Origin of the sequence: Streptomyces sp. NPDC048825 (assembly GCF_043198355.1) — a bacterium.
GTDB classification, from domain to species: domain Bacteria; phylum Actinomycetota; class Actinomycetes; order Streptomycetales; family Streptomycetaceae; genus Streptomyces; species Streptomyces xiangluensis.
In genome coordinates this window covers 231,005-254,879 of record NZ_JBICUR010000015.1, presented here as the reverse complement: position 1 = coordinate 254,879, position 23,875 = coordinate 231,005, and the positions used below count along the sequence as shown (strand labels likewise).

The 23,875-nt window shown below is 69.7% G+C and carries 15 protein-coding genes and 1 pseudogene; 8 read left to right on the top strand and 8 right to left on the bottom strand.

What is annotated here, in order from left to right; genetic code table 11:
• The first annotated feature begins 404 nt into the window (after positions 1 to 404).
• Together ACGFNK_RS32510 and ptsP are read left to right on the top strand one after the other, a co-directional pair.
• A complete protein-coding gene (locus ACGFNK_RS32510; RefSeq protein ID WP_386355313.1) occupies positions 405 to 854 on the top strand; it encodes a PTS glucose transporter subunit IIA in 450 nt (149 codons plus the stop codon).
• 76 nt (positions 855 to 930) lie between these two features.
• On the top strand, positions 931 to 2,601 hold the full coding sequence (ptsP, locus tag ACGFNK_RS32505; RefSeq protein ID WP_393421602.1) for a phosphoenolpyruvate--protein phosphotransferase: 1,671 nt from the start codon (positions 931 to 933) through the stop codon (positions 2,599 to 2,601).
• Positions 2,602 to 2,671: 70 nt separating this feature from the next.
• Here ptsP and ACGFNK_RS32500 read toward each other — a convergent pair.
• A pseudogene (locus ACGFNK_RS32500) lies at positions 2,672 to 3,563 on the bottom strand (hypothetical protein).
• A 120-nt stretch (positions 3,564 to 3,683) separates the two neighbouring features.
• Entirely contained in the window at positions 3,684 to 5,660 is a 1,977-nt protein-coding gene (locus ACGFNK_RS32495) for an acetoacetate--CoA ligase (RefSeq protein ID WP_393421600.1), read from the bottom strand.
• A 214-nt stretch (positions 5,661 to 5,874) separates the two neighbouring features.
• Between ACGFNK_RS32495 and ACGFNK_RS32490 the strand changes: the two genes are divergently transcribed.
• Positions 5,875 to 8,241 carry a TIM-barrel domain-containing protein gene (locus tag ACGFNK_RS32490; protein WP_393421598.1) on the top strand — a complete coding sequence of 789 codons (2,367 nt, stop codon included), beginning with the start codon at positions 5,875 to 5,877 and terminating at the stop codon, positions 8,239 to 8,241.
• Between the two features lie 39 nt (positions 8,242 to 8,280).
• On the opposite strand, the gene ACGFNK_RS32485 is transcribed toward ACGFNK_RS32490, so the two are convergent.
• Positions 8,281 to 8,817: an NUDIX domain-containing protein gene (locus ACGFNK_RS32485; protein ID WP_393421596.1), complete on the bottom strand. Its 537-nt coding sequence runs from the start codon at positions 8,815 to 8,817 to the stop codon at positions 8,281 to 8,283.
• 266 nt (positions 8,818 to 9,083) lie between these two features.
• Between ACGFNK_RS32485 and ACGFNK_RS32480 the strand changes: the two genes are divergently transcribed.
• From ACGFNK_RS32480 to glpK, 5 genes are all read left to right on the top strand, one after another.
• On the top strand, positions 9,084 to 9,509 hold the full coding sequence (locus tag ACGFNK_RS32480) for a Zn-ribbon domain-containing OB-fold protein (protein ID WP_393421624.1): 426 nt from the start codon (positions 9,084 to 9,086) through the stop codon (positions 9,507 to 9,509).
• On the top strand, positions 9,506 to 10,696 hold the full coding sequence (locus ACGFNK_RS32475; RefSeq protein ID WP_386355298.1) for a lipid-transfer protein: 1,191 nt from the start codon (positions 9,506 to 9,508) through the stop codon (positions 10,694 to 10,696). The genes ACGFNK_RS32480 and ACGFNK_RS32475 overlap by 4 nt, the downstream gene beginning before the upstream one ends.
• Positions 10,697 to 10,820: 124 nt before the next feature.
• Positions 10,821 to 12,473 (top strand): EAL domain-containing protein, encoded by a 1,653-nt coding sequence (locus ACGFNK_RS32470; protein WP_393421594.1) that lies wholly within the window; start codon positions 10,821 to 10,823, stop codon positions 12,471 to 12,473.
• A 467-nt stretch (positions 12,474 to 12,940) separates the two neighbouring features.
• Positions 12,941 to 13,666, top strand: a complete 726-nt coding sequence (locus tag ACGFNK_RS32465; RefSeq protein WP_386355292.1) for an MIP/aquaporin family protein — start codon at positions 12,941 to 12,943, stop codon at positions 13,664 to 13,666.
• Positions 13,667 to 13,688: 22 nt separating this feature from the next.
• Entirely contained in the window at positions 13,689 to 15,200 is a 1,512-nt protein-coding gene (glpK, locus tag ACGFNK_RS32460; RefSeq protein ID WP_393421592.1) for a glycerol kinase GlpK, read from the top strand.
• A 178-nt stretch (positions 15,201 to 15,378) separates the two neighbouring features.
• On the opposite strand, the gene ACGFNK_RS32455 is transcribed toward glpK, so the two are convergent.
• Genes ACGFNK_RS32455 through ACGFNK_RS32435 form a run of 5 tightly spaced genes read right to left on the bottom strand, consistent with a single transcriptional unit; the run spans position 15,379 to position 23,478 of the window.
• Positions 15,379 to 15,984, bottom strand: coding sequence for an ATP/GTP-binding protein (locus ACGFNK_RS32455; protein ID WP_386355287.1), 606 nt, complete (start codon positions 15,982 to 15,984; stop codon positions 15,379 to 15,381).
• Positions 15,965 to 19,591 carry a hydantoinase B/oxoprolinase family protein gene (locus ACGFNK_RS32450; RefSeq protein WP_393421590.1) on the bottom strand — a complete coding sequence of 1,209 codons (3,627 nt, stop codon included), beginning with the start codon at positions 19,589 to 19,591 and terminating at the stop codon, positions 15,965 to 15,967. The genes ACGFNK_RS32455 and ACGFNK_RS32450 overlap by 20 nt, the downstream gene beginning before the upstream one ends.
• A gap of 24 nt (positions 19,592 to 19,615) precedes the next feature.
• A complete protein-coding gene (locus ACGFNK_RS32445) occupies positions 19,616 to 20,011 on the bottom strand; it encodes a DUF742 domain-containing protein (protein ID WP_189325843.1) in 396 nt (131 codons plus the stop codon).
• A 9-nt stretch (positions 20,012 to 20,020) separates the two neighbouring features.
• Positions 20,021 to 20,461: a roadblock/LC7 domain-containing protein gene (locus tag ACGFNK_RS32440; RefSeq protein ID WP_033321872.1), complete on the bottom strand. Its 441-nt coding sequence runs from the start codon at positions 20,459 to 20,461 to the stop codon at positions 20,021 to 20,023.
• Positions 20,458 to 23,478 carry a nitrate- and nitrite sensing domain-containing protein gene (locus tag ACGFNK_RS32435; RefSeq protein ID WP_393421587.1) on the bottom strand — a complete coding sequence of 1,007 codons (3,021 nt, stop codon included), beginning with the start codon at positions 23,476 to 23,478 and terminating at the stop codon, positions 20,458 to 20,460. The genes ACGFNK_RS32440 and ACGFNK_RS32435 overlap by 4 nt, the downstream gene beginning before the upstream one ends.
• Between the last annotated feature and the right edge of the window lie 397 nt (positions 23,479 to 23,875).

Below are 23,875 nucleotides of genomic sequence, written 5' to 3'. Positions count from 1 at the left end.
GATTTTTGGCACGCTGTTGAGTTCTCAAGGAACGGACGCTTCCTTTGTACTCACCCTCGCAGGCTTTCCTCCGGGCTTCCCTTCGGTGTTTCCAAACTCTATCAGGGTTCTACCGTCTCACTGACCATGGTACTGCGGGCATGCAGAACCGGGCTCGCGATAAGATCTGACAAGTTTGAGTGCTGCCAGGCAACGACGCTTGGTCGCGTCGCCCGCCTCAAGCAGGTGTACGACTCTACAGCGGGCTCCGGAGCAGGCGCAAATCGTTTGTGCCGTGCCCTACGGTCGCCAACCGGGACCTCTCCGGCGGACCGGGACTTCTCATGACTTACGCTGCTGACCAGTGCGCCGTCCGGTACAGGCAGTGACGGCCCATACGAATCTCCACCCCTGGGAGGCTCCCCATGACCACCGTGACGTCCCCGCTTGCAGGACGTGCCATCGGGCTCGCAGCCGTACCTGATCCCGTCTTCTCCGGAGCGATGGTTGGGCCCGGCACTGCGATCGACCCCGTGCGTGAGCCCTCCGAGGCTGTCGCCCCCATCGACGGCGTTGTTGTCTCGCTGCATCCGCACGCCTTCGTCGTAGTCGACGAGCAAGGCCACGGTGTGCTCACGCACCTCGGCATCGACACTGTCCAGCTGAATGGCGAAGGCTTCGAGCTGCTGATCAACAAGGGCGACACCGTACAGCGCGGTCAGGCCATGGTCCGCTGGAACCCGGTTGCCGTCGAGGCGGCGGGCAAGTCCCCGGTGTGCCCCATCGTGGCGCTCGAAGCTGCGGCCGAGTCCCTCTCCGACCTCAACGTTGACGGCGACGTGAAGGCTGGCGACGCTCTCTTCAGCTGGCACTGACTTGGTGCTGTCATGAACGACAGGCAGGACGACCACCGCGGTGGCGGGACCCGCCGCTCTACTGGAGACAGGTGACATGGAGACAACGCTGCGAGGGGTCGGCGTGAGCCACGGTGTGGCGATCGGCGAGGTCCGGCACATGGGGACGGCGGTCCTCGAGCCGCCTGCCAAGCAGATTCCGCCGGAGGACGCGGAGCGCGAACAGGGGCGCGCCCGTAAGGCCGTGGAAGCCGTGGCGGCCGATCTGATGGCGCGCGGCAATCTGGCGGGCGGCGAAGCCCAGGCGGTGCTCGAGGCCCAGGCCATGATGGCTCAGGACCCGGAGCTCATGGCCGATGTCGAGCGGCGTATCGCTGTCGGGAGCACGGCTGAACGCGCGGTGTACGACGCGTTCGCGGCGTATCGCGCTCTGCTTGCGGGTGCTGGTGAGTACCTGGCCGGTCGTGTGGCGGACCTCGACGACGTGCGGAACCGTATCGTCGCCCGACTGCTCGGTGTTCCGATGCCGGGCGTCCCGGACAGTGACGAGCCGTACGTCCTTATTGCTCGTGACCTTGCGCCTGCTGACACTGCCCTGCTGGATCCGGCTCTGGTCCTCGGTTTTGTCACCGAGGAGGGCGGGCCCACCAGCCACAGCGCGATTCTGGCGCGGGCGCTCGGTGTACCCGCCGTGGTCGCGTTGCCGGGAGCGGGTGAGCTCGCCGAGGGAACGATGATCGCGGTGGACGGCAGCACCGGTGAGATCTTCGTGAACCCGAGTGCCGAGAAGAAGGCCGCCATGGAGGCCGCGGCTGCCGAGCGCAAGGCGGCGCTTACCGCGTCGACCGGGCCCGGAGCCACCTCGGACGGGCACAAGGTGCCGTTGCTGGCCAATGTCGGTGGTCCCGCGGATGTGCCGGCGGCGGTCGCCGCCGGTGCGGAGGGTGTCGGTCTGTTCCGTACCGAGTTCCTCTTTCTTGACGACAGCAAGAATGCGCCGTCGGAGAGCAAGCAAATAGAGGCGTACCGCAAGGTCCTTGAGGCCTTCCCCGAGGGTCGTGTCGTGGTGCGTGTGCTCGATGCGGGTGCCGACAAGCCGCTCGACTTCCTGACGCCGGCCGACGAGCCGAACCCGGCACTGGGCGTGCGGGGTCTGCGGACGCTGCTCGATCACCCGGAGGTGCTGCGTACGCAGCTGACGGCGCTCGCGAAGGCTTCCGAGGGGCTGCCGGTTTATCTCGAGGTGATGGCGCCGATGGTCGCGGACCGCATCGACGCCAAGGCGTTCGCGGATGCGTGCCGCGAGGCCGGGCTGCAGGCGAAGTTCGGTGCCATGGTCGAGATTCCGTCGGCCGCTCTGCGGGCGCGGTCGATCCTGCAGGAGGTCGAGTTCCTGTCGCTGGGGACCAACGATCTCGCGCAGTACACCTTCGCCGCCGACCGTCAGGTGGGCGCGGTGTCCCGACTTCAGGACCCGTGGCAGCCCGCGCTGCTCGACCTGGTCGCGCTGTCCGCCGAGGCGGCGAAGGCCGAGGGCAAGAGCTGTGGTGTCTGCGGCGAGGCCGCGTCGGACCCTCTGCTCGCGTGTGTGCTGACCGGTCTGGGGGTCACCTCCCTTTCTATGGGTGCGGCGTCGATTCCGTACGTCCGGGCGACGCTGGCCAAGTACACGCTGGCGCAGTGCGAGCGTGCCGCAGCGGCGGCGCGCGCCTCGGACAGCGCCGAAGAGGCGCGCACGGCGGCTCAGGCGGTGCTGTCCGGCGAGTAGGTCGGACCGCGCCGTTGACCAGAGCGGTGATCGAGGGGTGCCCCGGCTGAGTGGGGCACCCTTCGCGCGTTCAGTGCGTGTGCGCCGTCGTAGGGCCGTCCCCCAGGTCCGGTGGCACGCAGTAGTCGACGCCCGACTCCGGGGAGACGAGGTCGCCGGATTCGATGTCGGTGCAGTAGGCGTCGAAGACCTCTCCGGCGGTCAGCGGTTCCAGGCCTTCGCCGCGCAGGCGCCAGCCGAAGACGCGGTCGGTCCTGTCGGCGGCGCTGGTGCGCATGACCAGGCCTCCGGCGCTCTGGGTGGCGATTCCGACGGCCAGGACGGTGGTGAATTCGAGGGCCTCGGCCTCGTCGAGCTGGGGTGTGCCCTCCTCGTCGTCGTCGGCATGGAGGACGGCGATGAGTGTTTCTGGTGAGGTCGAGACACTGCACACGAGGTGGCGCTCGCCGGGGCCTGTGCTTTCAAGGATGCGAACGAGCAGGTCAGAGGCTCGGATGAAGGCCGCACGGCCGATGTCCTCGCCGCAGGACGCGCAGTTGCCGATGCGGGACAGGAGCGTGGTCGCGTACTCCCACGTGGCTTGTCGGACGGCCTCGTCGACGAGGTTCGGGACGAGCTCGGCGAAGGGCTGTCCCTCGTACGCGAGGGTGGCGCCCGTCGAGGCGAGTTCTGCTGTGAAGCGGGTGCGGCTGGTCGGGGCGTCGGGTTCCAGGCCGTGCTCGTGCGCAGAACTCCGCATACTCCTCGGGGTCGAAGAGCGCCACTGTGGTGTGGCCACCTTGGGAGGCGAGTGTCCTGAGGAGGGCTTCCACCTGCTGGAGGTAGCTCGCGTGGTCGGCGAAGGTGAACGTGCGATAGCGCCGCATCGCCGTGAAGTCCTGTTCGTCGGTCAGCAGGCCGATGGTGCCGGCGATTTCGCGGCGCAGAGTGCGTCGCATGCTGTGGTGCTGGATGTGCGCCATTTTCTCCCCCTGAGTGCAGTCGATCAATGCTCACTCACCGTAACCGGCGGCACTGACAACGGCCGTCGGCGAGGGGTCACGGACACGCTTGTGCGATAAACGAGCAGGTCAGCACCATGATCAGGTGCGTTTGCGGGCCAGGTCCTGATAGAAGCGAAGCAGCTCCACACTGTCCACCGAACCGATGTTGACGGCCTTTTCGAGGGGAGCGCCCTGCAACAGGCGCTTGACCGGGACCTCGATGCGCTTGCCGGTGAGGGTGTGCGGAATGCCGGGCACCTCGATGACCTCATCGGGGACATGGCGCGGCGAGAGTTGTTCGCGGATGGTCTGCTTGATGCGTCCGAGGAGTGCCTCGTCGAGTGCGGCACCCGGCGCAAGGTGGACGAACAGGGGCATCCAGTATCCGCCGTCGGGCTGTTCGACGCCGATGACGAGGGATTCGCGGATCTCGGGGAGGCGTTCGACGGCTTCGTAGATGTCGGCCGAACCCATGCGCACGCCCTGGCGGTTGAGCGTGGAGTCCGAGCGGCCGTGGATGATCACCGAGCCGCGTGAGGTGACGGTGGTCCAGTCTCCGTGGCGCCAGGCTCCGGGGTACACGTCGAAGTAACTGTCGTGGTAGCGGCTGCCGTCGGGGTCGTTCCAGAAGCGGATGGGCATGGACGGCATCGGGTTGGTGACGACCAGCTCGCCGACTTCGTCGGTCAGGGGTTTGCCGCTGGGGTCCCAGGACTGGAGGTCGGTGCCGAGGCAAGGTGCCTGGAGTTCGCCGATGTACACAGGGAGCGTGGGTACGCAGCCTGCGAAGCAGGAGCAGACGTCGGTGCCGCCGCTGACGGAGGCGATCCACAGGGCAGCACCGCTCTCCGCGAACTCGTCATGCAGCCAGCGGAATCCGTCGGGCGGCAGGGGCGAGCCGGTGGTGGCGACGCACTGCACACGGGAGAGGTCGAAGTCGCGAGAGGGGTGAACGTCCGCCTTGCGGCAGGCCATGACGTATGCGGCCGAGGTGCCGAAGAGCGTGGCTCCTGTGCGTTCGGCGATGCGCCACTGGGCGGCTGTGCCCGGGTAGCCGGGGCTTCCGTCGTACAGAACGATCGTGGTGCCCGTCAGGAGGCCGGAGACGAGGAAGTTCCACATCATCCAGCCCGTGGAGGTGTACCAGAAGAAGCGGTCCTCGGGGCCCATGTCGCAGTGCAGGCCGAGCTGTTTGAGGTGCTCGACGAGGATGCCGCCCTGGGACTGCACGATGGCCTTCGGGAGGCCGGTCGTGCCGGAGGAGTAGAGCACCCACAGGGGATGGTCGAAGGGGACCGCTTCGAAGACGGGCTCCACGTCCGCGGAGGTGAGCGCGGACCACTCGAGAGCGCCTTCGGGAGCCTCGGTGCCGAGCAGCGGGACATGGACCACGGCGCGCAGCGTGGGCAGTTCGCGGCGCAGCTCGGCGACGGTGTCGCGGCGGTCGTGCTCCTTGCCTCCGTAGCGGTAGCCGTCGACGGTGAACAGGACGACCGGTTCGACCTGCTGGAAGCGGTCGAGGACGCTGCGGGCGCCGAAGTCGGGCGCGCAGGACGTCCAGACGCCGCCCACTGCGGCCGTGGCGAGGAGGGCGACGACGGCCTGCGGAATGTTCGGGAGGTAGCCGCTGACGCGGTCTCCGGGGCGTACGCCGAGGGTGCGCAGCTCGGCTGCCAGGGAGCCGACCTGGCGGCGCAGTTCGGACCAGCTGACCGGGCGCGGTTCGTGGGTTTCGTCGACGTGGAGGAGGGCCGGGGCGTCGGCGCGGGCCTCGGCCGGGCGCAGGGCGTGCTCGGCGTAGTTGAGCGTGGCCCCGGGGAACCACTGGGCGCCCGGCATCGAGCGGTCGCCGAGCACGCGCGCGTAGGGGGTCGAAAACCGTACGTCGAACCAGTCGGTGACGGCCTTCCAGAAGGTGTCCAGCTCGTCCACGGACCAGCGGTGCAGGGCCGCGTAGCCGCCTTCGGCCGGGGCTCCGTGGTGCTCGGCCGCCCAGGCCTGGAACTTGGTGATCTGTGCCCGGGCGATGCGTTCCCGGTCGGGTTGCCAGAGCGGTGAGGCGTTCGCTGAGGACATGGGGCGGCTCCCGGACTGTGCGCGTCGTATACGTGTATCACGCACGGGCTGGGGTGTGCGCGTCACGCGGCTGACACGGACGATGCCATGTGATTCGACTTCTGCACCAGGGCACGCCACGGATGGTCCGGGTCGTGAAGATGTGGTCCCGTCGCGGGTGAACGGCAGTTGAACGACTCACACATGTGGACAGGTCAATGGCAGGCTGAGCAGCATGGACGCTCGTGACCTGGTGCGCTCGGTGAAGGCAGTCGGTTCGACGGGGGCGGCCCAGGGGTGGCGGACCGTGCGGGCCTCGTGGCGCAGGAGGCGCGCCGACGCCTCCGGGCTTGCGCCCCGTGGTGCCGAGCGTGCGCGGGTGCCCGGGCCGGTACTGGACGTGGAGCCGGGGCCCGGCGGCGGACTGGTCCGGTTCACCCGGTCGGAGCTGCGCATCACCGTCGCCGTGAACGGAGCGGTCTTCTGGGGCTGGGACGGGGCCGGACCCGAGCCGTCGTACGCGCTCGCGGGCCACTCTCCCAAGCCGGACCCGCGGGCGGTTCTGGAGCCGGAAAAGGACGGCGCCTGGCGGGTGGTGTCCGAGCGCGTGACGGTCGTCGTCTCGCGGAACGGCGCCGTGGAGGTACGTACGCCGGGCGGGGTGACCCTGCGCCGCGATCTGCCGCCCCGGTGGTGGGAACCGGTCGGCGGGGGCCCGGCGCGGTGGATGCAGCGGTCCGAAGTGGCCGCGGACGCGCGGTTCTTCGGCCTGGGCGGGCGCGCGTCGGGACCGCGGCTGCGCGACGGCACGTACCGGATGTGGAACACCGATCCCGGCCTCTCCTTCGGTCCGGGCGACGACCCGCTGTACATCACCATGCCGGTGCAGATGGTGGTGGCCGACGCCGCCACGCATCTCGTGTTCCACGACAGCACCTGGGACGGCACCGTGACCTTGCGCGAGGGCGAGGAGGGCGCGGGATCCGGGCACGACCGGGCCGGGACGAGCGAGCTGCGCATGGACGGCGGACCGTTGCGCTGCTGGGTGATGGTGGGCACCCCCGCGCGCGTGCTGCGCACCTGGGCATCGCTCACCGGGGCCGCCGCGCTGCCGCCCACGTGGGCGCTGGGGCACCATCACGCGCGGTGGGGCTTCGGCAGCGTGCAGGAGGTGCGGCGGATCGTCGCCGGCTATCTGGAGCGCGGTCTGCCGCTGGACGCGGTTCATCTGGACATCGACCACTTCGACGCGCACCAGGTGTTCACGGTCGACCGGGAGCGCTTCCCGAAGCTTCCGATGCTCGCCAAGGAGCTGCGCCGGGACGGGATCCGACTGGTGTCGATCGTGGATCCGGCGGTCAAGGCCGAACCGGGCAACGCTGTGTACGACAGCGGGTCCGCGGTGGACGCCTTCGTGGGGGATTCCGCGAGAAGGCCGGTGCGCGGTGTGGTCTGGCCAGGCGAGTCGGTGTATCCGGACTTCACGCGCGCGCGGGTGCGCCAGTGGTGGGGCGAGCTCTACGAGGAGCGGCTGGCGCAGGGTTTCGCGGGCTTCTGGCATGACATGAACGAGCCGGTGTCGTTCACGGCCTTCGGGGAGAACACCCTGCCCCGTTCGGCACGGCACGACCTGGAGGGACGCGGCGGCGACCATCGTGAGGCGCACAACGTGTACGCGCTCTGCATGGCGCGGGCCGGTTACGAAGGGCTGCGTGAACTGACGCCCGGGGAGCGGCCGTTCATGTTCTCGCGCTCCGGGTGGGCCGGAATGCAGCGCTACGGAGGGACCTGGTCCGGGGACGTGGCCACAGGCTGGCCAGGGCTGCGGGCGTCGTTGTCGCTGGTGGTGGGGCTCGGGCTGTGCGGGGTGCCTTATTCGGGCCCTGATGTGGGCGGGTTCGACGGCAGTCCGTCGCCCGAGCTGTATCTGCGCTGGTTCCAACTCGGCGCGTATCTACCGCTGTTCCGTACCCACGCGAGTCTGCGGGCCGGGCGCAGGGAGCCCTGGGAGTTCGGCGACGAGATCCTCGATCACGCGCGCGTGGCCCTCGTCGAGCGGCGGCGGCTGCTGCCGTACTTCGTGACGCTGGCGCAGCTGGCGCACCGTACGGGAGCGCCGTATGTGCGACCGGTGTGGTGGGGCGCGCCCGAGGACAGAGTGCTGCGCAACTGCGACGACACCTTCCTGCTCGGCGACTGCCTCCTGGTGGCGCCGGTGCTGGACCCGGGAACGGACCGGCGTGCGGTGCAGTTGCCGCGGGGGTGCTGGTACGACACGGTGACCGAGGAGTGCTACGAGGGGCCCGCTCAGGTGCTGCTCGATGCCCCCTTGTCACGGATTCCGGTGCTCGCGCGCGCGGGTGCCGTCGTGCCCGTACACGGCACCGACGGCGGTCTGGAGCTGGAGGTGTGGCCGCCCGCCCCTGGAGATACCGGAGGCGGGCTCGTGGTGCCGGACACGGGTGACGGATGGGACGAGCCTGAGATCGAGCGATATGTGACGCGCTGGGAAGGAAAGCGCGTGGTCGTCGAGCGGGACGGGGAGGACGGCCCGAGCGAACCGTCACGCCCTGTACGTGTCCGCGGGCTGGGGGCCCTGTGACGCACTCCTCAGCAGTGCTTCAGGCGCCCTGGACGACGGTCAGACGTAGCGACCCTCGAAGAACGCCCGCGCCGCCACTGTGTGCAGCGGGAAGGCGAGTTCGGTGGCTGTGCGGAGGAGATGCCAGCCCTCGGTCTCGTCCGTCGCGGCAGGCGGCGGCAGTGTGGCGGCCGGGCGCTCCGGAAGCAGGCCGAAGAGCAGGAGGTGGCCGTCGGGAGAGCTCATCGCGTCGGCGAGCCGTACGTCGCGGCTCGCCGCGTCGATGCCCGTTTCTTCCTTGAGCTCGCGGACGACGGCGTGCCGCCAGTCCTCCCGGTGGTCGATGAACCCTCCGGGCAGAGCGATGCCCCCGCGCGCGGGGGCGATGGCTCGGGTGATGACGACCAGGGCGGTGCCCTTGGTGTCGTACACGGGCTGAAGGGCCACCGCGACGGGCAGCGGATTGCGGTAGGCCACGGCGCCACAGGAGGCGCAGGTGCGGGGCCAGCCGGAGACGCCCTCTCCGTAGGGCGCGCCGCAGCTCGAACAGTGGGAGTCCGGCGCGGAGTCGGCGGGCGGGTTCTGTGACGGGGACACGCCGGGGACTGTAGCCGATCATCACATGGGCGCCTCCGGAGGGCCGCCTCCGTGCGAGGAGACGAGAGACGGCCGGAACCACCCCCGTGGGCCCCGGCCGCCCCTACCGATACACCGACGCCCGGGAGGGCCCGAGCGGTTCTCCTGACGCAGGGATCTGTCCGCTGACGCCCTGCCCAAGCGGCGCGCCCCGTGCCACACTTCTGACGAGCCGTCAGATATACAGAATTGGAGGGGCCTTGTCCCGCACCCGCATCCGTACACCCGTGGTCCCCGGCTGGTTCACCGGCGAGGGAGACGACTTCCGACTTCTGGGCACATGCTGCTCGGCTTGCGCATCGGTGTTCTTCCCCCGTGAGGACGCCTTCTGCCGCAACCCGGGTTGCCCAGGCGGCGAGCTGGCCGAGGTCCCGCTGTCCAGGAGAGGCCGTGTCTGGTCGTACACGGACAGCCGGTATCGGCCACCGTCACCGTACGTGTCCGACCCGGAACTCGAATGGCAGCCCTACGCGTTGATCGCTGTGGAGCTGGAATCCGAGCGGATCGTGGTGCTCGGACAGACGGTTCCCGGGGTCACCGTCGCCGATCTGACGGTGGGTATGGAGGTGGAGGTCGTCCCGGGCGTGCTGAACGAGGACGCGGAGACGATCTGGACGACGTGGCACTGGCGGCCGACGGGGGTGGGGGCATGACGGGTGAGGTGGCGGTGCTGGGCGCGGGCATGCACCCCTGGGGCAAATGGGGACGCGGTTTCGTCGAGTACGGGGTGGCGGCGGCGCGCGCAGCACTGGCCGACGCGGGGGTCGACTGGCGGGACGTCGGCTCGATCGTCGGCGCAGACACGGTCCGTGGCGGCTATCCGGGGTACGTGGCGGGGGCGACGTTCGCGAAGGCGCTGGGCTGGCAGGGCGCCCGGGTGGCGAGTGTGTACGCGGCGTGCGCGTCGGGCGCACAGGCCGTCAACACGGCTCGGGCGCAGATCCTTTCGGGTCTCGCCGACGTGGTCCTGGTGGTGGGTGCGGACGCGGCGCCGAAGGGGTTCTTCCGGCCCGCGGGCGGGAACCGGCCCGACGATCCGGACTGGCTGCGCTTCCGGGTCCTGGGAGCGACGAATCCGACGTACTTCGGGCTGTACGCGCGGCGGCGGATGGCCGTGCACGGGGACACGTTGGAGGACTTCGCGCAGGTCAAGGTGAAGAACGCCGCCCTGGGAGCGCTGAATCCGAACGCGCGGTACCGCAAGCGGGTCACCGCCGAGGAGGTCGCCGCCTCGGCCGTCGTCGCCGATCCACTGCGGCTGCTCGACATCTGCGCCACCTCGGACGGGGCCGCGGCGCTCGTGCTGTCCAGCATGGAGTTCGCGCGGCGCCATGGAGCCGCGGATCCGGTGCGGATCCGCGCGGTGTCCACCGTGACACCGCGCTTCCCCAACACCGTGCTCGATCTGCCGGACATCGCTACGGACTCCGCGGTCGCGGTGGAGCCGCCGGCCGAGACGTTCCGCGCGTCGATCGCGCGGGCGGCGTACGAGGAGGCGGGCATCGGCCCGGAGGACCTGTCGCTCGCCGAGGTCTACGACCTGTCCACGGCCCTGGAGTTGCAGTGGTACGAGGACCTGGGGCTGTGCGGCGAGGGCGAGGCGGCCAAGCTGCTGCGGGAGGGCGCGACGGCTCCCGGCGGTCGAATACCCGTGAACGCCAGCGGCGGACTCGCCTCTTTCGGAGAAGCCGTTCCGGCGCAGGCCATCGCCCAAGTCTGCGAGCTCACCTGGCAGTTGCGCGGTTCGGCGGGCGAACGGCAAGTGGCGGGCGCACGGGTGGGGATCACCGCGAACCAGGGGCTGTTCGGCCACGGGTCGTCCGTGATAGCCGTCCGGTGAGTGCAGGGTGCCCGTTCGGGGGAGCTGAAGTGGCTTTCCGTACGCTGAGTGATCAGTCCGGAATCCTGCGTGAACAGCGCGTGAACTGGGCTTGGGCGCATGCCGGAAGCGTCATCATGCTTTCGTGCGCTCCTGGACGGATACTCTCCGCTTCGCCTTCCAGCCGATCGTCAACCTGACGACGGGAGGGGTCGCGGCGCTGGAGATACTCGCCCGCCCGGAGGCCGGTGACGTCCTCGCACAGGCCCGCCGCGATCCCGAACTCGACGGCCGGCTGGCCGCGTTGGCGATCCGGTCGGCCGCCCGTCAGGAGACGCTGCTCCCGCTCCATGTCAACGTGTTCGCGGGCACCCTCGCCGACCTCGGAGGACTCTCCGCGCTCAGGGAGGCCGTACGCGAGGCCGGGCGCATGCCGTGGGAAGTGACGGTCGACGTCGGCCCGCCCTTCACCCACGTGCCGCACCGGGCGCTCATCGAGGCGGTCACGGCGCTGCGCGGCGAGGGCTTCCGGGTCTGCGCGGACGGCATCGGCGACGGCGACGTCCCTCTTCGGGTGCTCGCGGATCTCGCGCCCGACCTGGTCAAGCTCGATGCTTCCCTGCTGGCGCGGCCCGCGGTCGTGCGGGCGATGCGGACCCTGTGCGAGCAGCTTGGCGCACTGCTGTCGATCGAGGGCGTGGAGACCGAACAGCAGTGTGCGGCGGCCCTGTCGGCAGGCGCGCAGCTGGCGCAGGGCGAGCTGTTCGGTCCCCCGGCACGCCGTCCGGCAGCGGACGTATACGTTCCGGCGCTCTCTCACGCCACGGCGGCGACGCCTCCGTACGGGCCGTCGGTGCGGCAGTTCGTACGCCCTGCGGCGCTCTTGCCCGCAGGCGCGTCGGCGATTCAGGTGCGGGCGCTGCTGACCGGGTCGCCGGAGGTGTCCGGCGTGCTGCTGGTGGACGCGGCCGGGGTTCCGGTGAGGTCGGTGCACCGTTCCCGGTTCCTGCTGTCGCTGTCGGGCCGCTACGGGCATGCGCTGTACGCCGACCGGCCGGCCGCCAAGCTCGGCGATCCGCCGCGTACGGTCGGTGTGGACGCGACCGCGTGGGAGGTCCTCGACGTGGTGGCGGACGGGGACCGGGACCGTACGTCCGACGACGTCGCGGTCGTCGACCGGCTCGGGCGGTGCGTAGGAGTCGTACGACTGGCCGATCTGGTACGGGCGCTGGCCGAGAGCCGCGTCGAGGAGGCGGCCGGGCTGAACCCGCTGACGCGGCTGCCCGGTTCGGACGCGATCACCACAGAGGTGGACCGGCGGATCGCGGACGGGCGGATCTTCGCGCTGAGCTGGTTGGATGTCGACGGCTTCAAGCAGGTCAACGACGGTGCGGGGTTCGCGGCGGGCAACGAGCTGATCCGCGCGGTGGGGCGAGCGCTGCAGGCGGCGGCGTACGGGGCCACGCGCGTGGGGCACATCGGCGGTGACGACTTTCTCGTACTGACGGATCCGGAGGGGCTCGATCCGCTGGCCATGTCGGTGCTGGACACGCCGTGGTCGGCCGGTGGTCTCGCCGTCACGCTGTCCCTGGCCACGGTGCTGTGCGCCCCGGGAAGCGTGACCGACCACCGTCAGGCGGCCGCGTGTCTGGCGCCGCTCAAACAGGCCGCGAAGTCCCTGCGGGGCGCAAGCTGGGTGCTGGGCCACGCCGGTCTGCCCGGCCACGAGATCCGCCGGGGCTCGGGGGCGGCGCCCGCGCAGGCGGGATGCGGGGCGGGCGGGCCGAGCCTGGGCTGAGCGGCCTGAGCGGCCTTCGTGAAGTCCGGTGCCGTATGGCGCCCCGTAAGGGGCGCGGGGCAGTGCCGTATGCGGCTCCTCCGCGGTTGCGCCCACCCTCGCTTGAGTGAAGCCGAGAGTGGGGGGACCTCGCACAGCGGTTGCGGAACGCAGCCGTCCGGGTTCAAGCATCTTCGCGGGCCAGAACCGTTGCCGCCCGCGACCTTGACGGTCCGTGACCTCCGGTGAACACTTCCGGATGTCAGTCGGCGTCGCCGCATTCCGGCGTATTCACGCACTGCGCTGCGCGGGCCCTTGCCTGCGCCAACGGGTCATCCCCCATGGGCGATTCGGCTGCCACGGCACGCTCGTCACGGACGCCGGGCGGGGCGCGGGACCCTCCCTGCCCTCGGCTGAAGTAGCCATGGGAACGCACCCTGCACGGTGGCCCGGGGCCGACCGCCCCGGGCGAGGGCCTAGGAGCCGCCATGAGCAATGGAGACATCTTCGTCGGTGAGATCATCGGCACAGCGATTCTGATTCTCTTCGGCGCCGGAGTCGTCGCCGCCGTTGTACTGAACGACTCCAAAGCGAAGGACGCGGGCTGGGTCGTCATCGCGTTCGGCTGGGGCTTCGGTGTGATGGCCGGGGCGTACACCGCGGCGCCGCTGTCCGGCGGGCATCTCAACCCGGCGGTGACACTTGGCATCGCCATCGACACCGGGAACTGGGACAAGGTCCACCTCTACGTCGCCGGACAGATGATCGGCGCGATCCTCGGCGCCGTCCTGTGTTGGCTGGTCTACCTCGCCCAGTTCCAGGCCAACGCCGAGGAGAAGAAGGCGCAACCGACGCTCGGGATCTTCTCCACGGCACCCGCGATCCGCAATCCCATGGCGAACCTCATCACCGAGATCATCGCCACCATCGCTCTGGTTCTGCCGATCCTGGCCTTCGGCCTGACGAAGGGTCTCGGCGAGTCCGGCACCGCGATTCTGATCGTCTCCTTCCTGGTGGTCGGCATCGGCCTGTCGCTCGGCGGTCCCACCGGATACGCCATCAATCCAGCCCGTGACCTGGGCCCGCGCATCACCCACGCCCTGCTCCCGATACCCAACAAGGGCACCTCGGACTGGAGTTACGCGTGGATCCCGGTGGTGGGGCCGCTGATCGGCGGGGCGCTCTCGGGGCTCATCTTCAACGCAGCCTTCTGAAGAATCCGACGAAGGGGACGTCATGACAGACAAGTTCGTCGCCGCAATCGACCAGGGCACCACTTCGAGCCGCTGCATCATCTTCAACGAAGCCGGCGCGATCGTCGCCGTCGACCAGCGCGAGCACCGTCAGATCTTCCCGAAGCCGGGCTGGGTGGAGCACGACGCCACCGAGATCTGGTCGAAGGTGCAGGCCGTGGTGGCGGGGGCGATCGCGAAGGCCGGTCTCCGCGCCGACCAGCTCAGCGCGTTGGGGATCACCAACCAACGGGAGACGACGGTCCTTTGGGACCGCGCCACGGGCAAGCCCGTGCACAACGCGATCGTCTGGCAGGACACCCGTACCTCCGCGCTCTGCAACGACCTGGGCGGCTCGGACGGGCAGGACCGCTTCCGCGAGCAGACCGGCCTGCCGCTGGCCAGCTACTTCTCCGGGCCGAAGGCGGCCTGGCTGCTGGACAACGTGCCGGGGCTGCGGGCCCGCGCCGAGCGGGGCGAGATCGCCTTCGGCACGATCGACTCCTGGCTGATCTGGAACCTCACCGGCGGCACGGACGGCGGCCGTCACGTCACCGACGTGACCAACGCCGGGCGCACCATGCTGATGAACCTCGAGACCCTTCAGTGGGACGCCTCGATCCTCTCCGCGATGAACGTCCCCGAAGCGATGCTCCCGGAGATCAAGTCCTCCTCCGAGGTGTACGGGACGGCCGTGGGCCAACTCGGCGGGGTGCCGGTCGCCTCGGCGCTCGGCGACCAGCAGGCGGCGGTCTTCGGGCAGGCCTGCTACGACGTGGGCACGGCCAAGAACACCTACGGCACCGGCAGTTTCCTGCTGCTCAACACCGGGAACCGGCCGGTTCCTTCGAAGAGCGGGCTGCTCACCACCATGGGCTACAAAATCGGCTCCGAGGCGCCCGTGTACTGCCTGGAGGGATCGATCGCGATCACCGGCGCCCTGGTCCAGTGGTTCCGCGACCAGCTCGGCATCATCCGTACGGCGGACGAGATCGAGACGCTCGCGTCGAGTGTCGACGACAACGGCGGGGCGTACATCGTGCCCGCGTTCTCCGGCCTGTTCGCGCCCTACTGGCGCTCCGACGCGCGCGGGGTCGTCACCGGTCTCACGCGGTACGTCACGAAGGGGCACCTCGCGCGGGCGGTGCTCGAAGCGACGAGCTGGCAGACCCGGGAGGTCGTCGACGCCATGTACCAGGACTCCGGGGTGCACATCACGACCCTGAAGGTGGACGGCGGCATGACCAAGAACAACCTCCTGATGCAGCACCAGGCGGATGTGCTCGGGGTACCGGTGATCCGTCCGAAGGTCTCCGAGACGACCTGCCTGGGCGCCGCTTACGCGGCGGGCCTCGCGACCGGTGTGTGGAACGACCTCGACACGCTGAAGTCGCACTGGCAGAAGGACGTCGAGTGGACCCCGTCGATGGAGGACTCGGTGCGCGACCGCGAGTACCACAACTGGCGCAAGGCGGTGGAGAAGAGCTTCGGCTGGCACGAGGACGATCCCAGCTAGCGCTCGCTTTCGCGCTGCACGCGCGCGTGCAGCGTTTTGGGGTGCTCGCGCGCGTGCAGCGTTTTGGGGTGCACGCGCGCGTGCGTCACGCGTGTCGTGCCCGAAGGACTACGGCCCGTACCCCAGTCGGCGGGGGTACGGGCCGTACGCGTGGCGGGCCGGGTGAGGAGCGAGCGCTTCAGGTGGTGACGGTCTGGCGGCGCTCGGCCGCGTACGCCATGGCGTGCTGGACGACGCCGATGAGGACCTCCTTGACGGACTCCCGGTCGCGCGCGTCGCACAGCACGACGGGCACATCGGGGTCGAGGTCGAGGGCCTGGCGGACGTCTTCGGTGGGGTAACGGGCGGCGTCCTCGAAGCAGTTGACGCCCACCAGGAAGGGTATGGAGCGCCGCTCGAAGTAGTCGACCGCGGCAAAGCAGTCCTCCAGGCGGCGGGTGTCGGCGAGTACGACGGCTCCCAGGGCGCCGGTGGAGAGCTCGTCCCACAGGAACCAGAAACGGTCCTGTCCGGGTGTCCCGAAGAGGTACAGGACCAGGTCCTCGCGGAGTGTGATGCGGCCGAAGTCCATGGCGACCGTGGTGGTGTGCTTGCCCTCCACACCGCTGGTGTCGTCGACCGGACGACCGGCCTCGGTGAGCACTTCCTCGGTCCGCAGCGGCTTGATCTCGCTGACCGCGCCGACCATTGTCGTCTTGCCCACGCCGAAGCCGCCCGCCACGAGGATCTTGAGCGTGACGGGCTCGACGGGGGCCTTGCCGCGCTCAGAACGCCCGAAGATCATCGTTCTCTTCTCCTGCTTCAGTGGTGTCGTACGGGGATGGGGCGGGGCGTTGACCGTAACCGCCGCCCCCGGGGGTTTCGATGACCAGTACGTCGCCGGGGCCGACGTCCGCCGCGTCGCTTCCGCCGAGTTCGGTGACCGTACCGTCCGCGCGTTCCACGCGGTTGGCTCCCAGTGCTCCGGGCTCGCCGCCCGCCATGCCGTAGGGCGGGACCCTGCGGTGCTGAGAGAGCGTGGAGACGGTCATGGGCTCGTGGAACCGGATGCGGCGTACAGCGCCGTCTCCGCCGCGCCACCGTCCGGCCCCGCCGCTGTCGCGTCGTACGGCGAACTCGTCGAGCTGGACGGGCAGTCGCCACTCGAGCACCTCGGGGTCCGTGAGCCGCGAGTTGGTCATGTGGGTCTGGACGACGGATGCGCCGGGGAAACCTTCGCCGGCGCCGGATCCGGAGGCCACGGTCTCGTAGTACTGGTGGCGTTCGTTGCCGAAGGTGACGTTGTTCATGGTGCCGGAACCCTCCGCCTGCACTCCGAGGGCTCCGTAGAGGGCACCCGTGATGGCCTGCGAGGTCTCGACGTTGCCGGCGACTACGGCGGCCGGGGGGTCGGGGGCGAGCATCGAGCCCGGGGGCACGATGATGTCCAGGGGCCGCAGACAGCCGTCGTTGAGCGGGATGTCGTCGGCGACCAGGGTGCGGAAGACGTACAGGACGGCGGCGTTGACCACCGAGAAGGGTGCGTTGAAGTTGGTGTCGAGCTGCGGCGACGTACCGGTGAAGTCGACGGTGGCGGAGCGTTTTTCGCGGTCTACGGAGATGCGCACGCGGATGACGGCACCGGAGTCGGTCTCGTAGGTGAACTCGCCGTCTTCAAGGGCGTCGATGACGCGGCGTACGGATTCCTCGGCGTTGTCCTGGACGTGCTTCATGTACGCCTGGACAACGTCGAGGCCAAAGTTCTCGATCATGCGGGCGACTTCGTCGACGCCCTTCTGGTTGGCGGCGATCTGGGCGCGCAGGTCGGCGAGGTTGGTCTTCGGGTTGCGCGAGGGGTAGGGCGCCTCGGTGAGGAGCCGTCGTGTCTCCGCCTCGCGGAGGCGGCCGCCTTCCACGAGCAGCCAGTTGTCGAAGAGGATGCCCTCTTCCTCAATGGTCCGGCTGTTGGCCGGCATGGAGCCGGGGGCGATGCCGCCGATCTCGGCGTGGTGGCCGCGCGAGGCGACGTAGAAGAGAATCCGGTCACCCTCCGTGTCGAAGACCGGAGTGACCACCGTGACGTCGGGCAGGTGGGTGCCGCCGTGGTACGGATCATTGATGGCGTAGGCGTCCCCGGGGCGCATCCCTGAGCCCCGGCGGCGGATGACCTCCTTGACGCTGGTGCCCATCGATCCCAAGTGCACAGGAATATGAGGGGCGTTGGCGACCAGGTTGCCTTCGGGGTCGAAGAGCGCGCAGGAGAAGTCCAGGCGCTCCTTGATGTTGACCGACTGGGCGGTGGACTCCAGGCGGGCGCCCATCTGCTCGGCGATCGACATGAAGAGGTTGTTGAAGACCTCGAGGAGAACCGGGTCGGCTTCCGTACCGAGATCGGAACTCTCCGTGACCGCCGCGCGTTCCATGATCAGATGCCCGTCGTCGGTCATGGCCGCCCGCCAGCCGTCGTCGACGACGGTCGTCGCGCTGGCTTCGGTGATGATCGCGGGGCCGGTGACGGTTTCACCGGGGGGCAGCTCCTCGCGACGGTGCAGGGGTACGTCGCGCCAGGCGCCGCCCGTGTGGAGGCTGACGGTCTCGGGGGTGCCTGGGGCCGAGTAAGGGCTGGCGAGGGCGGAGAGATCGGGGGGGTCGGTGAGACCGGTGGCTTCCACGGAGAGGGCTTCCACGACGACCGGACGGTCGAGGGTGAAGGAGTAGGTGGCGCGATGGCGGTCTTCGAAGGTGCGGGTCATGGTGTCGGGCGCGGTGAGCTCGACGACGAGTGCCGTGTCCGTGCCGTCATAGCGCAGCTGGGCCCGGCGGGTGACCCGGATGCGGTCCTCGGGGACGTCCTCGGCGAGGAGTTCGGCGCGGGCAGCTCCCTCCAGGTCGTCCGCGGTCTTCAGGACACCGGGCATCGAGGACGCCTCAAGGGGCGCCTCGACGGACTGTTCACGCATGGCTGTCGTGTCGGCGAGCCCGATGCCGAGCGCGGAGAGGACGCCTGCCATGGGTGGCACGAGGACGGTGCGGATGCCGAGCGAGTCGGCGACCATGCAGGCGTGCTGCCCGCCCGCGCCACCGAAGGTGGTGAGCGCATAGCGGGTGACGTCGTGGCCCTTCTGGACCGAGATCCGCTTGACGGCGTTGGCGATGTTGGCGACCGCGATCTGGAGGTACCCCTCGGCGACCTGCTCGGGGGTGCGGTCATCTCCGGTGGTTTCCCGGATCTCGTGCGCGAGGGCGGCGAACCGGTCGCGGACCAGCGCGTCGTCGAGCGGCTGATCGCCGCCTGGGCCGAAAACTCTGGGGAAGTGGTCGGGTTGGATGCGGCCGAGGGCCACATTGGCGTCGGTGACCGTGAGCGGGCCGCCATTCCGGTAGCAGGCGGGCCCCGGGTCCGCGCCCGCCGAGTCCGGCCCTACGCGGTAGCGGGAGCCGTCGAAGTGGAGCACGGAGCCGCCGCCCGCCGCGACGGTGTGGATGTCCAGCATGGGCGCGCGCAGTCGTACGCCGGCGATCTGGGTGGTGAAGACGCGTTCGTACTCGCCCGCGAAGTGCGAGACGTCCGTGGACGTGCCGCCCATGTCGAAACCGATGACACGGTCGAAGCCGGCGAGCTGCGACATCCGCGCCATGCCGACGATGCCGCCGGCCGGCCCGGACAGGATGGCGTCCTTGCCACGGAACTGTCCCGCCTCGGCGAGCCCTCCGTTGGACTGCATGAACATCAGCCGCACGCCCCGCAGTTCGTCGGCGACGTGCTGGACGTAGCGGCGCAGTACGGGCGAGAGGTAGGCGTCGACGACGGCCGTGTCCCCGCGCGGGACGAGCTTCATCAGCGGGCTGACCTCGCTGGACAGCGAGATCTGCGGAAAGCCGATACGCGCGGCCAGCCCGCCGATGGCCTGCTCGTGGACGGGATGGAGGTGGCTGTGCATGCAGACGACGGCCAAGGCGTGGATTCCGTCGTCGTACGCCTCCTGGAGCGGCCCGTCGAGGGCCTCCAGGTCGGGGGCGCGCAGGACGGTTCCGTCGGCGGCGATGCGCTCATCGACCTCTACGACCCGTTCGTACAGCAGCTCGGGCAGTTCGATCGCGCGGGCGAAGATCCGCGGGCGGTTCTGGTAGGCGATGCGCAGCGCGTCCCGGAAACCGCGGGTGACGACGAGGAGGGTGCGCTCGCCCTTGCGTTCCAGAAGGGCGTTCGTGGCGACGGTGGTGCCCATGCGGACGGCGTCGATGGGGCTGTCGTCGCGGAGGAGTTCCCGTACGCCCGCGACGGCGGCGTCGGCGTACCGCGCCGGGTTGTCGGAGAGGAGCTTGTGCGTGAGCAGGCGGCCGTCGGGGCGACGCGCGACGATGTCGGTGAAGGTGCCGCCTCGGTCGACCCAGAACTGCCAGCCTGTCACGTCTGTTCCCCGCTTCCGCGCTACTCAGAGCGCCCGGAGCCCATTGATCACGTCGCGCAGAATACTCTCGTCCGGCAGCTCGGCGGGGGGTACCGGACGCGTCACATGGACCATTTCGTCAGCCACGAGATCTCCTATGAGGACACGTACCACTCCAATGGGGAGGTCGAGTTCGGCGGCGAGTTCGGCGACCGACTGCGGCGCGTCGCGACAGAGGTCGACGATGTCCTCGTGCTCCGGGGACAGCGTCTGGTCCGCCCCCGGGTCGTCGGCATGCGGTTCCGTCACGACCACCGCGATCAGGTCGAGGCGGTGCTGGGCCGGGCTGGTGGTGCGGCCGCGTGTCATGGCATACGGACGGACCACCGGTCCGGCCTCGTCGTCGAACCAGTGGGACATCCCCTGACCGTCTGCGCTCATGCCATCCCACTACCCGCCTGCGGGCAGATCGGTGCGCGGAGCCTGTGCCAGATGTGCGCCGACCCTCTTGACCAGCAGTGTCATCTCGTACGCGACCTGCCCGACATCCGAGTCGGCGTCCGAGAGGACGGCGAGACAGCTGCCGTCACCTGCGGCCGTGACGAACAGGAACGCGTCGTCGAGCTCGACGATCGTCTGCCGGACACTGCCCGCCTCGAAATGGCGGCCGACGCCCTTGGCGAGGCTGTGGAATCCGGAGGCGACGGCGGCGAGGTGCTCGCTGTCCTCCCTGGTCAGGTCCTCGGAGACCCCGGTGGGCAGACCGTCGCTGGAGAGCACGAGTGCCTTGCGGATGCTGGCGACGCGGTCCACCAGGTCGTCGAGGAGCCAGTTGAGTTCGCCGGACACCTTGTTGGTCCTGATGTGGCCGGCATCCTTCGGTGCGGTCATCGACCGTCCCCCTTAGTCGTTCCTTGTGCTGTGCCGCCCTGGGCCCCGTCGCCCGCGGCGTTCTCCTCACGGCCGCGCTGCCAGCCACGCTGGAGCGAGGCCATGCGGTTGCGTACCTGGTCGGCGTCACGCTCGGTGGCCTCCGCGCTGTTCCCGGCGCCGGTCGCGTCGCGTTCGGCGCGCCGGTCGGGTCCGTCCTTCAGCTGCGGGGCCAGATTGGCCTGCCGTACGCGTCGGGGCAATGGGCCGGTGCCGCCGCCTGTGGGCGGGGCGCCGGTGCGGCTGCCGCCCGTCGCGGTGCCGCGACGCGACGCCCGCTTGGGGAGGGGCGCGGCTTCGCCGGGCTCACCGCCTCGGGCCGAGGCTTCGGTGCGTTCGGATCCGTGGGTGGACGCCTCACCCGGATCGAGGCGGCTGCCTCCTGGTTCAGAGCCGCGGCCGACCGGCCGGGTGCTGCCCGTGGGCTCGGTGTCACGGTCCGGTGTCCGGCCGAGCCCGGCCCCGCCATCCGCAGGCTCGGTGCCCGCGTCGGGCTCGCCCTGGCGGGTTGGCAGCGGATTCGCCGGTTCCCGACGTGACGGCAGCCGATCAGCTTTGGCGGCGCGCGTGCGCTTCGGCAGCTCCTCCAGTGCGCCCGGTCGTCCGGGCGCCCCGTCGGCCGATTCCGCCGCTTGAGTCGACTCCTCGGCGTCCGCGCGTTCCGACGGCTCCGCGCGCCGTGGCTTCGTCTGGGTGACGGGGCGGCCGTGGGAGCTGACGAGTTTCGGGGCCCTGCGGCGCGGGAGCGGCACGGGTTCGCCGGGGTGGTCGCCATCGCCCGGGCGAGCCGACTCGCCCGGGGCCTCGCGTGCCTGCTGGTGCTGCTCCACGGGAACTCCGGCGATGGAGCGGCGCGGGCGGAAGATGCCGCCACGCTCGCTGTCCTCGGCATCGAGGCCGCCCGGGAAGTTGTCGAGGGCGCCCAGATCGACGGGAGACTCCAGCTCGATGGGCCCGTCCAGAATGGAGGCCGGCAGGCCCGGAAGCTGGACCGGTACCTGGGAGAGCGCGGCCTTGCGGTTCTCGTCGCCCTCCTTCGGCGCGAGCGCCCGGTCGAGCCGGAAGCCCACACCGTTGGTGTCGGGCACGTCCTCTGTGAGCAACGCGTCGGGGATGAACACCACGGCCGTGGTCCCGCCGTACGGGGACGGCTGCAAGGAGACGCGTACGTTCTGCCGCTGGGCGAGGCGGCTGACCACGAACAGCCCGAGTCGGTCGGTGTCCGACAGCTCGAACTCCGGGGTCTCGGCGAGGCGCAGGTTGGCGTCGAGGAGCGCTTCCGGGGCCATACCCAGACCGCGGTCGTGGATCTCCAGCGTGAAGCCGTTGGCGACGCGTTCGCCGTACACCTGGACTGCGGTGTGCGGGGGCGAGAACACCGTGGCGTTCTCCAGGAGTTCGGCCACGAGGTGGGTGAGGTCGGCGACCGCGGGACCGGTGACGGCCAGGCGTGGCAGTCGGCGTACCTCGATACGTTCGTAGTCCTCGACTTCGGCGACGGCGGCGCGGACGACGTCCATCAGCTGGATGGGCTTGCGCCACTGCCGTGAGGGGGCCGCGCCGGAGAGAATCACCAGGCCCTCGGCGTGGCGGCGCATGCGGGTGGTCAGATGGTCGAGGCGGAAGAGATCGGCGAGTTCGTCGGTGTCCTCGGTCCTGCGCTCCATGCTGTCGAGCAGGGTGAGCTGCTTGTGCAGCAGGACCTGGCTGCGGCGGGCGAGGTTCACAAAGACCTCGGAGACGCCGTCGCGCAGTTCGGCCTGCTTGACGGCGGCCTCGACCGCGGCGCGCTGGAGGGTGTTGAGGGCCTGGCCGACCTCGCCGATCTCGTTCTTGTCGTACTCCAGACGCGGCACCTCGGTCTCCACGTCGACCTGTTCGCCCGCGGAGAGCCGGCGCATCACGCTGGGCAGCCGCACGCCGGATGCCTCGTGGGCTTCCAGGCGCAGTCCGCGCAGGTCGCGGATGAGACCGCGGCCGATGCGTACGGACAGGAAGAGCGAGACCAGCAGGGCGATCAGGCCGAGGACGCCGGCGACGGCCGCCCTGACGATGACGTCGACGGCAATCGGGCTGACGCGGTCCTGGTAGCGGTCGCTCGCCTCGTCGTTGAGGGTGCCCAGCTCGTCGAGGACGTTGCCGGCCTCGGTGTCCCAGCTCTTCGCGGTGACGCCACGGGGCTTGCCGGACTCGGAGGAAATGACGGCCTGTTCGGCCACCCGCAGCGGAGCGGTGGCGGCGTTCTTCCAGAAGCGCTCGTAGCGATCACGCTCCGCGGAGGGGAGCAGCGGCAGGTTGTTGGCGTACATCAGGTCGCGCTGGGCCACGAGGTCGGAGATGTCGCGGATTTCGTCGGAGGAGAGCCTGCCGACGACCAGCGCCGAGCCGAGCAGGGCGTCCTCTCGGGAGAGCAGTTCGCGCGCGAGGGCGATGTTGACGAGGGCGCGGGACTGCTTGTCCATCTCCACGTCGTCGACCACATGAAGGTTTGAAAGCACGACGTAGCAGGGCTCGACGAGGTTGTTGTAGAGCTCCAGGGCCTGGGCCCGGGTGAGTGTGCCCTCTTCGACGCTGCGGCGCAGTGACTCGATGCCGTCCAAGGAGTCCAGCATGGCCGTCAGCCGCCCGCCGGTGCCCTCGCCCACCGCGTCGCGTACGTCGGAGTTCTTGGCGTTTCTGCGGATCTCGGTGACGGCGTCGTCGGTGGCCGCCCGGCTGCGACGGAGTGCTGCGAGCCCATCGGAGGCGCGGGGGTCGGCGAGATAGACGAGGGTCTGACGGCGTTCCTGCTGCAGGACGCGGACGGTGTCCTCGGTGGGATAGGTGACCTTCTCCACGACGGACGAAGCGTCGAACAGCTCACCTGCCTCACGCCCGGTGAGTACCGTGGCGAAGCCCCAGATCGCTGTCAGGGACACCAGCGGCACGATGAGCAGCGCCACGATCTTCCGGCGGATGGACTTCCCGCGAAAGCGCATGGCCTCCCCCAGCTCGACCCCCTCCGGATGGGGGTACACATGTGCGTCAACAAACGGCGTGAGCCTACTACCGACACACAAGGAACTCGAAGGCACATCCGGACGGGATACTTCCGTTTCACCGACGCGACAGGAACAAGACATCCGCAGTTGTCCGTTCATTGCGGGAGATTGCCTCCCCGATTCCGGCACAGAACGCCGAACGCCAACCTCTCAGGGGACTTGGTGAGTTGGCTGAAATTTTCCGCTCGTTGGGAATCTTCGAGGTGCGTCGATCGTCTGTCTGTATGGGAGTTGGGGACGGAATCGGCTCAGGCGCCGTATGCGCACCCAGGTGGCATAAAACGGCGTAAGCCGGGCAGCCGTGGGATGTTGATGTCTCGTGACACCGAAGCGA

Bases quoted from the DNA above. Each gene is read 5' to 3' on its own strand.
- ACGFNK_RS32510 (WP_386355313.1), top strand. From the start codon at position 405: ATGACCACCGTGACGTCCCCGCTTGCAGGACGTGCCATCGGGCTCGCA.
- ptsP (WP_393421602.1), top strand. From the start codon at position 931: ATGGAGACAACGCTGCGAGGGGTCGGCGTGAGCCACGGTGTGGCGATC.
- ACGFNK_RS32495 (WP_393421600.1), bottom strand. From the start codon at position 5,660: ATGTCCTCAGCGAACGCCTCACCGCTCTGGCAACCCGACCGGGAACGC.
- ACGFNK_RS32490 (WP_393421598.1), top strand. From the start codon at position 5,875: ATGGACGCTCGTGACCTGGTGCGCTCGGTGAAGGCAGTCGGTTCGACG.
- ACGFNK_RS32475 (WP_386355298.1), top strand. From the start codon at position 9,506: ATGACGGGTGAGGTGGCGGTGCTGGGCGCGGGCATGCACCCCTGGGGC.
- ACGFNK_RS32465 (WP_386355292.1), top strand. From the start codon at position 12,941: ATGAGCAATGGAGACATCTTCGTCGGTGAGATCATCGGCACAGCGATT.
- glpK (WP_393421592.1), top strand. From the start codon at position 13,689: ATGACAGACAAGTTCGTCGCCGCAATCGACCAGGGCACCACTTCGAGC.
- ACGFNK_RS32455 (WP_386355287.1), bottom strand. From the start codon at position 15,984: ATGATCTTCGGGCGTTCTGAGCGCGGCAAGGCCCCCGTCGAGCCCGTC.
- ACGFNK_RS32445 (WP_189325843.1), bottom strand. From the start codon at position 20,011: ATGAGCGCAGACGGTCAGGGGATGTCCCACTGGTTCGACGACGAGGCC.
- ACGFNK_RS32440 (WP_033321872.1), bottom strand. From the start codon at position 20,461: ATGACCGCACCGAAGGATGCCGGCCACATCAGGACCAACAAGGTGTCC.
- ACGFNK_RS32435 (WP_393421587.1), bottom strand. From the start codon at position 23,478: ATGCGCTTTCGCGGGAAGTCCATCCGCCGGAAGATCGTGGCGCTGCTC.